Below are 11,773 nucleotides of genomic sequence, written 5' to 3'. Positions count from 1 at the left end.
ATTTCCGGAGAGTCTGTAATGAATCCTCATGAGCAGTTTCGTGAAGAAGTAAAAGAGAACATCGAAGGCCTGCAGCAGGACAAAGCGTTGCAAGCCACGTCGCTGGACTGGGTTGGCACGACCGCCAGGCACAAGTACACCTACAACTTCAGCTGGATGGGCCGCCCGATCATTCAGTTCCCCCAGGACATGGTCGCCATGCAGGAGATCATCTGGGCGCTGCGGCCGGACATCATCGTCGAGACGGGTATCGCCCACGGCGGCTCGCTGGTGTTTTACGCCTCGATGCTGGAGCTGATCGGCCATGGCGAAGTGCTGGGCGTCGACATCGATATCCGCCAGCACAACCGTGAGGCAATCGAAGCGCATCCGATGAGCAAGCGGATCCGGATGATCCAGGGGTCGAGCATTGACCCTGCGATCGTCGATCAGGTTCGCCAGCACGTCGAAGGCAAGAAAGTGCTGGTGGTCCTGGACTCCAACCACACCCACGAGCACGTTCTGGAAGAGCTGCGGGCCTATGCTCCGATGACCTCTGTGGGCAGCTACTGCGTGGTGATGGATACCGTGGTTGAAGACATGCCGGAAGACGCCTTCCCGGACCGCCCGTGGGGCAAGGGCGACAACCCGAAGACCGCGGTATGGGCTTACCTGGAAGAAAACCGTGATTTTGAAATCGACCAGGCCATTCACAGCAAGCTGCTGATCACCGTCGCGCCGGATGGCTATCTGCGTCGCGTGCGGTAATCGACAAGACATCGTTGGGTTTTTTCGGCGATTCGCCGTTGTGGGGAAATGTATGCAAGGCAAGAATAATTCTGAACACGGGTTGGCACTCAACGAACAGTTGACCGTGGTGCTGATGTCTCACGAGCGGCCGGCATTCTTGCGTCGGGCGGCACGTTTCTACAGCGACTTGCCTTGCAGGATTCTGGTGCTGGATTCTTCGACTGAGGGTCAGCCAGGCCTGGCCGGGCAGTTTGAAAATGTGGATTACCGGCATGTCCCGCAGTTTGGCTACTGGGGGGTTCGTGCCAAGCTGGCGCATGGCGTGGAACAAGTGACCACACCGTTTATGGTGTTCGCCGCCGACGATGACTTCCATGTGCACGACGCCTTGCGCGCAGCCGTGGCATTCATGCAGGACAATCCCGATTACGGCCTGTGCCACGGTTACAGCATGATGTACCTGTCGCAAGCCAACAGCGTCAGCTACTTGCGGCGTGACAAGAAGGTCTGCGAAGACTACTGCTCCGAGCACGCCGAGGAGCGTGTGCTCGACTACATGCACCAGTACCTCCCGCCTTTCTATGCCGTACAGCGCACCGACCTGGTTCGTGACTGGTATCAGGTCATGCCTCAGGATACGTCCTTCCAGTGGCAGGAAATCGGTCACACCTATTACATGCTGGCACGGGGCAAGGCGCGGATTCTGCCGATCCCGTATGTCGTGCGTGAGATGAACTACGGGTACTCGGATCACAACACCGAGATCTTCCACACGCTGGCGCATACCGATGCGAAGACGGTCGCCGAGCGTGAAACCTTTGCCGCTTTCCTCTTCGGGCTGCCGACTCAGGTTCAAGGTGAAGACCCGGAGCAAGGCAAGCAATTCGCGCTGCAAAGCTTTGAAGCCTTGGCCGATAGTTTGCGCACCGGTCGCGCACTGACCACCGAGCTGATTATCGAGTCCGCCTGGACGAGCGTCGAGACAGGCCCCGTGCGCCGTTTCGGCCCCAAGCAGTACGTCGAAATGCCGTTCTACAACCAGGCGTTCTTCGATCAGTTGACCCAGTTCGAGTTCCTGTTGCACGCCATGCCGGCCGGTCGCGTTCAGTTGCAAGGCCTGGAAGGCATCTGGACCCGTCAGCAGAGCCTGATGCTGGCGCGTAACAATGACACGCCGGAAAGTGTGGTCGACCGTTTGTGGCAAGCCCACGACAGCAACGTCTTCAACCGCGTGGTGGTCAAGCGTCTGGTGGCTCAACTGGAACTGCTGGGCGAAGACGAAGAGGCGCAGACCCTGAGCGACTGGGCTGCACGTCTTGAGGCGGTGTCGGTCGAGGGCAATCGCGCGACGTTCGACAAGATGCTGTCCGGTCGTTTGCTCAAGTGGCTTGCACCGCGTCAGCCCGATGCACTCGAGGCTGAGTCGATCGCCCGGCACCTGGCGGCTAACGACGGTGGCCCGCAGTTCGGGATCTTCCTGCTGGATCTGGATAACGATATCGACAAGCTGCAAGTCAGCCTCGACAGTCTGCTCGAGGGGCACAGCAAGGCGTTCAGGATTGTGGTCTTCACCACCGGTGAAGCACCGGCGGCGACCACGGCGCAGAACACCCTGCACTTTGTCCGGGTCACGCCAGGCAACTACGTCGACAAACTGAACCAGAGTGCTCGTCAGTCGAGCTGCGATTGGTTGCTGCTGGCTGAAGCCGGTGACGAATTCACCGCCGGTGGCCTGTTGCGGGCCAGCCTGGAGCTGCTGTCTGCTGCCGAGTGCCGCGCCGTCGCCACCGACGAAATCCAGCGCACCTCGGAAGGCGCACTGGTGGACGTGTTCCGCCCTGGTTTCAATCTTGATTTGCTGCAAAGCCTGCCGGCCCTGATGGCGCGTCACTGGTTGATCCGTCGGGAAGTGTTCATCGAAGTCGGCGGCTACCAGCCTGACTTCAGCAAGGCCCTGGAATTCGACTTGCTGCTGCGCATCATCGAGCAGGGCGGCCTCAATGGGCTGGCCCACCTGGATGAGCCGCTGGTGATTGCCCGGGCGCCGGTACTGGAAGAAAACGCCGATGAGCGCCTGGCGTTGTTGCGCCATCTGGGCAATCGTGGCTACAAGGCCAAGATCACTTCGACGCTGCCTGGCACCTGGCAGATCGATTACCGCCACACCGAGCGTCCGCTGGTGTCGATCATCGTACCGGCCGGAGACAATCTTTCGGCGCTGCAACAGTGCCTGCAAGCCGTGTTGCTGCGTACCCGCTATATCCAGTACGAAGTGCTGATCGCGCTCAACCCGCATCAGTCGGCCGAGGTCAACGATTGGCTGGGCACCTACCAGCATCCGAAAGTCAGCGTGCTGCGTGCCGACCAGACCCTGAGCGACGCAGCGTTGTACAACGCCGCCAGCCAGCAGGCGCAGGGCGAGTACCTGGTGCTGTTGGCCGCCGACAGTGAAGTGGTCAACCCGAACTGGCTAGAGTCGCTGCTCAATCACGCCCAGCGTCCGGAAGTCGGCGTGGTCGGTCCCAAGTTGATCGACCGCAACGGCAAGGTCACCCAGGCCGGCCTGATTCTTGGCATGAACGGCGGTGTGGGCTCAGCCTTCGTCGGTGAAAAACACGACGCCGAAGGTTACCTGCACCGGTTGGCGCTGGAGCAGAACTACTCGGCGGTGTCGAAGGCGTGCCTGATGGTGCGTAAAGCGTTGTTCGATGACCTGGACGGCCTGGACAGCGTGACCTTCGCCGATGGCTTGAGCGATGTCGATCTGTGCCTCAGGGCCGGTCAGGCCGGTTACCTCACCGTGTGGACGCCGCTGGTCCAGGTCATTCATTCGGGTGAAGTGCCACAGGTGCCGCAGGCCCTCGATGCGCTGCGTGACAAGTGGGCGGCAGCCTTTGCGCAGGATCAGGCCTATAACGCCAATCTGGCCTTGAGCGGCAAAGGTTTCGCCCTGGGCGAAAGTGCTTCGGTGAACTGGGCGCAGTTGCTCGGGTAGGCCCGGCGGACAGGTATAAGGATTCAAGGCATGTTCAACGGAAAATCGATTTTCATCTCAGGCGGTACCGGCTCGTTCGGGCGTCATTTCGTCCGTCGCTTGCCGGACAAGCTTGCCCATGCCTGGTTACCAGCATGATTCCATACGCTCGGCAAAGCCTTGATCAGGCGGACATCGACGCCGTGGTCGGTGTATTGCAGTCTGACTGGCTGACCCAGGGGCCGACCATCGAGCGCTTTGAGCGAGCGATGGTCGAACGTTGCGAGGCCGGTTTTGCCGTGGCGGTGTGCAATGCCACGGCGGCCCTGCACATCGCTTGCCTGGCGGCGGGGCTCGGCCCGGGCGATTGGCTGTGGACGACACCGAACACCTTTCTCGCCTCGGCAAACTGTGGTCGCTATTGCGGTGCCGAGGTGGACTTTGTCGATATCGACCCGCTGACCTGGAACCTCGACGCCGCTGCGCTGGCCGTCAAGCTGGAGCGCGCCGAGCGTGAAGGCAGGCTGCCGAAGGTGCTCGTGGCCGTGGCGTTCTCGGGGCAGAGCTGCGACATGCGCAGGATTGCCATGCTGGCCAGGCGATACGGCATTACGGTGATCGAAGACGCGGCCCATGCCGCTGGTGCGTCCTACGCCGGGCGCCCGGTGGGTTGCGGCGAGTTTGCCGCGATGACCGTGTTCAGTTTTCATCCGGTGAAGATCATCACCAGTGCCGAGGGCGGTATGGTGATGACCAACAGCCCGGAACTCGCCGAGCGTTTGCAGCGCTTGCGCAGCCACGGCATGACCCGGGATCCGCAGCAAATGACCGGACCCAGCCACGGCCCCTGGTACTACGAACAGGTGGAGTTGGGGTTCAATTACCGCATCACCGACCTGCAAGCGGCCCTTGGTTTGTCGCAGTTGAACAAACTGGATGAGTTCATCGAGCGGCGGCGTGAACTGGCGGCGCGTTATGAGCGCTTGCTGGCGTATCTGCCGCTGACCCTGCCCGGTGCGCAGCCTGAGGCCGAGTCGTCATGGCATCTGTATGTGGTGCGGCTGCAACTCGATCAGATCAGTCTCACTCATCGTGAGGTGTTCGAGGGGTTGCGGGCCGCGGGGATCGGGGTGAACCTGCATTACATTCCCGTGCATTTGCAGCCATATTATCGTGATCTCGGGTTCGCCGAAGGTGATTTTCCGCAGGCCGAACGTTACTACGCCGAAGCCATCAGCCTGCCGTTGTATCCGTTGCTCAGTAATGAGGAACAGGACTATGTGGTCGAGCAGATGCGGCAGTTGATCGAAATAATCCAGCCATTGCGGCGGGTGGGAAATGTGTGATGCGTGAACTGACCGAGCAGGAAACTTTCTGGCAGGGCGAATTCGGCAACCAGTACGTTGATCGCAATGTCGGGCAGCCGCTGGTGGCCGCGAACCTGGCGTTGTTTGCCAAGGCACTGACACGGGTCGGGCGCATCGACAACCTGGTGGAACTGGGCACCAATGCCGGCAACAACCTGCAGGCACTGCGTCAGTTGTTGCCCCGTTGCGAGTTGTTCGGCGTGGAAATCAATGCCAGCGCCTGTGCCGCTGCCCAGGCGCTGGGTATTGCACACATCTGGCAGGGTTCGCTGTTCGATTTTCCTCGCGAACGCACCTTCGACCTGACGCTGAGCAAAGGCGTACTGATTCACCTGGCGTCGGAGTTGCTGCCGGCCGCTTACGCGCAACTGTATGAGTTGAGCCAGCGCTACATACTGATCGCCGAGTACTACAACCCGGCACCGGTCGAGGTCCCGTATCGCGGCAACAGCGGCAAGTTGTTCAAGCGCGATTTCGCCGGTGAAATGCTTGATCGCTATGACGACCTGCAACTGCTCGATTACGGTTTTGGCTACCACCGCGATCCGCAATTCCCGGTGGATGACATCACCTGGTTTGTCCTGGAAAAACGCCGTTGAACAACGTCGCCATCATCCCGGCCCGCGGTGGCAGCAAACGCATACCCCGCAAGAACCTCAAGCCGTTCGCCGGTGTGCCGATGATTGCCCGCTCGATTCAGGTCGCCCTGGAGTCCAGGTTGTTTTCCCGGGTGGTGGTCAGTACCGACGACGAGGAAATCGCCGGGCTGGCGCGGGACTGTGGCGCTCAGGTGCCCTTCATGCGCCCGGCGGCACTGGCCGACGACTTCACGGGTACCGCAGCGGTGATCGCCCATGCCCTGCACGCCTTGCGTGAACAAGGCGACGAGTTTGCTCGCGCCTGTTGCATCTACGCGACCGCGCCGTTGTTGCAATCGCGATTTCTCGTCCAGGGGCTGAGCCTGCTGGAGCAGCATCCCGACAAGTCTTTCGCATTCTCGGTGTGCGACTTCGGTTTCCCGGTTCAGCGAGCCCTGACCCTTGATGATCAGGGCGCATTGACCGCGTTGTATCCGCAGTATCGTGATACCCGCTCCCAGGATCTGTCGATCGCCTATCAGGACGCCGGGCAGTTCTACTGGGGCCGCAGCGATGCCTGGCTGCGTGGCGAGGTGCTGTATTCACCGTACAGCCTGCCGGTCATCCTGCCGCGTCATCTGGTGCAGGACATCGACACGCCGCAGGACTGGAAACGCGCGGAGTACCTGTATGCTGCGCTGAAAGCCGGAGGTGAGCTGCAATGAGAGTGCTGATTCGCTCTGACGCCTCGCCAACCATCGGCAGCGGCCACATCGCGCGCTGCCTGTGCCTGGCCCGCGTATTGCGCCGGCAGGGCAGTCATGTGGCGTTCGCCTGTCGCCTGTTGCCGGGGCATCGACTGGAGGCACTGCGGGCCGAAGGTTTCGAAACCTTCGAACTGCCCGAGCGCTACAGTGATGAAGACCCGCAACAAGCCATCGAATCCATGCTGCCATGGCAGGCAGACATCGCCGCGCTCGAGCCATTGCTGGAACACCAGCCGGCGTTTGACTGGATCATTGTCGACCACTACGGCCTCGATCATCACTGGCAGACGGCCGCGCGACGCTGGGCGCCACGGATCGCCGTGGTGGATGACCTCGCCACGCGCACCTACAGCGCCGATTTGCTGCTGAACCAGAATCTCTCGGGTACGCCAGAGGCTTATGCGTCGCTGCTGGCGCCAGGCTGCCGGACATTGTTCGGTCCCCGGTTTGCCATGTTGCGCGACGAGTTCCGTTGCCCGGCCATCGAAATCAAGCCCCGGGCCCGGCGTGTGCTGGTGAATTTCGGCGGGTTCGACGCTGCCATGCAGACCCATCATGCGATGCTGGCGCTGGCGGATTTTGCTGAACTGGAAGTCGACTTTGTCGCCGGTGCGGATAATCCGGCCCGGGCGCAGATGCAGGCGTTGGCGGCGAGTCGGCCGCATTGGCGCCTGCACAGTTTTGTCAGCGAATTTTATCGATTAATGACCGAAGCCGACCTGTTTGTCGGGGCGGGTGGCGGCACCAGTTGGGAGCGGGCGGCCATGGGGCTGCCGACGATTTGCATTGCCGTGTCGAATAACCAGCAGGCCAATGGCGAGGTCATGGCGGCGGCGGGCGCCCATGTGTTCATGGGCGCCCGTGAGCACGTCAGTGTCGAGCAACTGCGCCTGGCCATCGGTTTTGTCTCCGGTAACCAGGGGTTGCGCCAGAGCCTGGCACAGCAGTCGCGGCAACTTGTCGATGGCCGGGGGGCGCAGCGGGTGGCGGCTGCGCTGGCCGGCGCGGTGCTGAAAATGCGCCCGGCGACCCTGGATGATGCGCAGCTGTTGTTCGACGGGCGCAACACCGAGGCGGTGCGCCGCTGGTCGTTGGAGACCGGCGTGATCGAATGGCCTGCGCATCAGAACTGGCTGACCGCGAGCCTGAGCAATCCCCGGCGGCTGTTGTTGATTGCCGAGGCTGATGACGGTCCGGTCGGTGTGCTGCGTTATGACAGGCGTGGCTTTAGCGCCGAGGTGTCGATTTATCTGTTCGAAGGCCGGTTCGGCCTGGGGTGGGGCAGGGCGCTGCTGGCCCGTGGAGAAGCCTTCGTGAAGGCCCACTGGCCAGAACTGGAGTCGCTCACCGCTCAGGTGCTGCCCGCTAACCAGCCGTCGTTGAACGTCTTTCGCGAAGCCGGTTTTACCCAGAATGCCTGCGCGTTCACGCGCGTATTGAAGGATCACGCAGATGACTAGCTTCAAGATCGGCGAGCGCCTGATCGGTGCCGATGCGCCACCCTTCATCATTGCCGAGATGAGCGGCAACCATAACCAGTCCCTGGACATCGCGCTGCAAATTGTCGAGGCCGCGGCCAGGGCCGGTGCCCATGCGTTGAAGCTGCAGACCTACACCGCGGACACCATGACCCTGGACCTGGCCGAAGGCGAGTTCTTCATCAAGGACCCCAACAGCCTATGGGCCGGTACTTCGCTGTACGCCTTGTATGAAAAGGCCCACACGCCCTGGGAATGGCACGCGCCGATTTTCGCTCGCGCCCGGGAACTGGGCCTGCTGGCGTTCTCCACGCCCTTCGATGAGAGTGCCGTGGACTTTCTCGAAAGCCTTGACGTGCCGGCCTACAAGATCGCCAGTTTCGAAAACACCGACCTGCCGCTGATACGCCGGGTCGCCGCGACGGGCAAGCCGCTGATCATTTCCACCGGCATGGCCAGCATCGCCGAACTCGATGAAACCGTGCGCGCCGCCCGCGAGGCCGGGTGCAAGGATCTGGTGCTGCTCAAATGCACCAGCACCTATCCGGCTTCACCGGCGAACAGCAACCTGAGGACGATTCCTCATCTGCGCGAGTTGTTTGATTGTCAGGTGGGGTTGTCCGATCACTCCATGGGCGTCGGTGTGTCCGTGGCGGCGGTGGCACTGGGTGCGACGGTGGTAGAAAAGCATTTCACCCTCGAGCGTGCGGCCGGTGGCGTCGACGCCAGCTTCTCGCTGGAGCCTTCTGAGCTGGTCAGCCTGGTGATTGAAACCGAACGCGCCTGGCAGGCCATGGGGCAAGTGCATTACGGCGTCACCGAGGCTGAGCGCCCATCCCTGGTGTACCGTCGGTCGTTGTATGTTGCCCAGGATATGGAGGCCGGTGAGCCCTTCGAAGGGACAAATCTGAGAACCATCCGTCCGGGACTCGGGCTGGCGCCCAAGCATGCGCAAAGCCTCCTGGGACGCCGTGCCCGTCAGGCCATCAAGCGTGGAACACCGCTGGACTGGTCGTTGGTCGAATAACCCCAAGCGGCGCTGATTCGGCAAAATGCGTGACCTGCGAGTCATAACGGGCATCTTCACTGTATTGTATTGACCGGGAAGATGGCGCCTGACCCTTTATCGGGTTCAGTGATAGCCCTCTATGCTTCCCGGCCGTCGCCTTGGTGTGACGGTAATCCAGGTTTGTCGGCGCCCCTCGATTCCTTGCGAGTGGTGGTATTGGGCTGTTTATTATTGGGAAGCCGTAATGATTGGCATAAAAAGCATTGCGAGCTACGTTCCTGTAGCCGGCGTGGACAATTACGCACAAGGTGCAAAATTCGAGAAGGATGAAGAGTTCATCCTGGGCAAGATCGGTTCGGCTTTCCTGCCGCGCAAAGGCGTGGATCAGGAAACCTCCGATCTGTGCGTTGAAGCGGCCAATGCGCTGTTTGCCAGCAACCCTGATCTGAAACGTGAATCCATCGATGCGTTGATTGTCGTCACCCAGAACGGTGACGAAGAAGGCCTGCCGCATACCGCAGCCATCGTGCAGGACAAGCTCGGCCTGCCGACCAACGTCGCCGCGTTCGATATTTCCCTGGGCTGTTCCGGTTACGTCTACGGCATCTATGCGATCAAGGGCTTCATGGAGGCCGCTGGCCTGAAGAACGGCCTGCTGATCACGGCCGACCCGTATTCGAAGATCGTCGACCCGGAAGACCGTAACACCACCATGCTGTTCGGCGATGCCGCCACCGCGACCTGGATGGGTGAAAATCCGACCTGGGCACTGGGCAAGGCCAAGTTCGGCACCGACGGTTCCGGCGCTCCACATTTGAAAGTCACTGACGGCGTGTTCTTCATGAACGGCCGCCAGGTCTTCAACTTCGCACTGCTCAAGGTGCCGGCACATTTGCATGAGTTGCTGGGCGAGTCGCAACTGAGGGCCGACGACATCGACGCGTTCTGCATTCACCAGGGCAGCGCGGCGATTGTCGATGCGGTCGCGCGGCGCTTCGAAGAATGCCCGCAGAAGTTCATCAAGGACATGGTCGAGACCGGTAACACGGTGTCGTCGAGCATTCCATTGCTGCTGGAAAAGCATATTCTCGATTCCGAATGGAAGCGCGTTGCGCTCAGCGGTTTCGGAGTGGGGCTGTCATGGGGTTCGGCGATCATCTATCGTCCTTGAATGAAAGTCTTTTAATAAAAAAGGCCGGTACAAAAAAGCGCTCAAGGGTTAACCTTGAGCGCTTTTTTGCTTGTAAGGAATGCGAGGTAGCATGAGCGAATGCTTTGAAGACAATGCTCAAGTTATCCAGCGGCGCTGGCCGTCGCTGTATGCGCGATTGAAAACGGAAGATCGCCTGGCCATCGAGGTCGAACTGATCGAGGGGCGGGACTCGACGTTGTGTGTGGGTGGCATCCAGCTCACCAGCCGCCATGATCGCTTGGGTGAGGCCCGTTTGCAGGCCGCCAGCCTGGCGCCAGACAAGCCGTTGCTGCACGTTTACGGCACCGGTTTCGGCGATTTGCCTTCGGTCTTGCTGGAGCGCGCGGGGCTTGAAAAGCTCTATGTCCATATTCTCAACGGCGCGCTTTTCGCACTGGTGCTGCAACTGATCGATCAACGCCAATGGCTGAGCGATCCGCGCGTGCAACTGCTGTATGCCGGCGATCTGTCGGACATCTGCACCCCGTTTTTTGCGTTGCCGGCCGAAATGCTGCTGGCGGATGACTTCAGTGCGAAGATCCGTGATCGCCTGGTCAGCGAAGTGCACCTGAGTTTCAACAATCGAGAATTCGACCCGCAGTCTCCCGTCATTCAGCAGCGCTTGCAGGACACACTCGAAGTGCTGCTTGCCGATGATGATGTGGCACAGCTGTTTGGCACGTGTTCCGAGCGTGAGATCTATGTGATCGGCACAGGGCCCAGCCTTGAAGGCAACTTCGAGCGCCTTGCAGCCGTGCGCAATCAAACGCCGCGTCCCCTGTTCATCAGTGTGGATACCGCCTACAGGCCCCTTCGCGAGCACGGAATCAAACCTGACCTGGTGGTGAGCATCGATCAGCGCATCAGTGCGCTGCACTTGCCGGGCGAGGACTCCGAAGGCATTCCGCTGGTGTACTTGCCTTTGAGCGATCCACAGATGCTGAAGGCCTGGAGCGGCAAGCGGTATGGCGGTTATTCCTCCAGCCCGATCTACGCCGCATTGCGTGAGCTACACCCGCGTGCGCAGCTCTACGTCAGTGGTAGCGTGATCCACCCGGCAGTCGATCTGGCAGTGAAGATGGGCGCGCAGCGCATCACGCTTTTCGGTGCGGATTTTTCCTTCCCGATGAACAGGACCCATACCGGTTGGAATGATGGTGACCTGGGCCCGCCAGTGAACCAGGCCAGGCACTGGGTGCACGATGGACATGGACAGAAGGTCAAGACGCAATTGAATTTCCGCAGTTACCTGTGCGAGCTCGAGCGTTACATCGCCAGGCATCCCGAGGTGCAGTTCTTCAACAGCAGTCGGGCAGGGGCAATGATTGCCGGTACGCAATTCAATCAGGATTTCGTGCAATGAAGCTTGAAGTGAAAGGCATCGATGAGTACCGGCAGTGCGCAGGACTGTTTCGCCTGGGGCGTGATGTCGAAGCGGCTTTGAACATGGTTGATCTGTTCGATGAGACGCAACGGCTGTTTGCACAGGCACCTCAGGATGTTCAGCAGGCCTGGGCCTTGATGCTCAGGCAAATGCTGGCCTGTCAGGAGCGCCAGGATTGGCTGGGGCTTGCCGACTTCATGGAATATGAGTTGATCGAATTGCTCGAAAACATGCCGGCCTGAGGGGCAGCAACAGCTTTGGCACGGGCGTTTGTGGGTTGGACAGTTTTATGGCG

Annotated in this window: 10 protein-coding genes; all 10 read left to right on the top strand. The window is 60.5% G+C overall.

Annotated elements, in window-relative coordinates:
• The first annotated feature begins 18 nt into the window (after positions 1–18).
• Positions 19–747, top strand: coding sequence for a cephalosporin hydroxylase family protein (locus tag RS887_RS03320; RefSeq protein WP_322614368.1), 729 nt, complete (start codon positions 19–21; stop codon positions 745–747).
• A gap of 52 nt (positions 748–799) precedes the next feature.
• Positions 800–3,724 carry a TIGR00180 family glycosyltransferase gene (locus RS887_RS03315; protein WP_322614367.1) on the top strand — a complete coding sequence of 975 codons (2,925 nt, stop codon included), beginning with the start codon at positions 800–802 and terminating at the stop codon, positions 3,722–3,724.
• Between the two features lie 134 nt (positions 3,725–3,858).
• Positions 3,859–5,049 carry a UDP-4-amino-4,6-dideoxy-N-acetyl-beta-L-altrosamine transaminase gene (gene pseC, locus RS887_RS03310; protein WP_322614366.1) on the top strand — a complete coding sequence of 397 codons (1,191 nt, stop codon included), beginning with the start codon at positions 3,859–3,861 and terminating at the stop codon, positions 5,047–5,049.
• Positions 5,049–5,669: a pseudaminic acid biosynthesis-associated methylase gene (locus tag RS887_RS03305; RefSeq protein ID WP_322614365.1), complete on the top strand. Its 621-nt coding sequence runs from the start codon at positions 5,049–5,051 to the stop codon at positions 5,667–5,669. Before pseC ends, RS887_RS03305 begins: the two co-directional genes overlap by 1 nt.
• The gene (gene pseF / locus RS887_RS03300; RefSeq protein WP_322614364.1) at positions 5,666–6,373 is read left to right on the top strand and encodes a pseudaminic acid cytidylyltransferase; all 708 of its coding nucleotides are present in this window, start codon (positions 5,666–5,668) and stop codon (positions 6,371–6,373) included. The genes RS887_RS03305 and pseF overlap by 4 nt, the downstream gene beginning before the upstream one ends.
• On the top strand, positions 6,370–7,875 hold the full coding sequence (pseG, locus tag RS887_RS03295) for a UDP-2,4-diacetamido-2,4,6-trideoxy-beta-L-altropyranose hydrolase (protein ID WP_322614363.1): 1,506 nt from the start codon (positions 6,370–6,372) through the stop codon (positions 7,873–7,875). The genes pseF and pseG overlap by 4 nt, the downstream gene beginning before the upstream one ends.
• Positions 7,868–8,920 (top strand): pseudaminic acid synthase, encoded by a 1,053-nt coding sequence (gene pseI / locus RS887_RS03290; protein ID WP_322614362.1) that lies wholly within the window; start codon positions 7,868–7,870, stop codon positions 8,918–8,920. Before pseG ends, pseI begins: the two co-directional genes overlap by 8 nt.
• A gap of 226 nt (positions 8,921–9,146) precedes the next feature.
• The gene (locus tag RS887_RS03285) at positions 9,147–10,073 is read left to right on the top strand and encodes a ketoacyl-ACP synthase III (protein ID WP_322614361.1); all 927 of its coding nucleotides are present in this window, start codon (positions 9,147–9,149) and stop codon (positions 10,071–10,073) included.
• 91 nt (positions 10,074–10,164) lie between these two features.
• A complete protein-coding gene (locus RS887_RS03280) occupies positions 10,165–11,457 on the top strand; it encodes a motility associated factor glycosyltransferase family protein (protein ID WP_322614360.1) in 1,293 nt (430 codons plus the stop codon).
• On the top strand, positions 11,454–11,720 hold the full coding sequence (locus RS887_RS03275; protein WP_322614359.1) for a hypothetical protein: 267 nt from the start codon (positions 11,454–11,456) through the stop codon (positions 11,718–11,720). The genes RS887_RS03280 and RS887_RS03275 overlap by 4 nt, the downstream gene beginning before the upstream one ends.
• Positions 11,721–11,773 lie beyond the last annotated feature (53 nt).

The sequence above is a fragment of the Pseudomonas sp. BIC9C genome, from assembly GCF_034541995.1.
Lineage (GTDB): Bacteria > Pseudomonadota > Gammaproteobacteria > Pseudomonadales > Pseudomonadaceae > Aquipseudomonas > Aquipseudomonas fluorescens_CC.
This window is presented reverse-complemented; position numbering and strand designations above follow the sequence as displayed.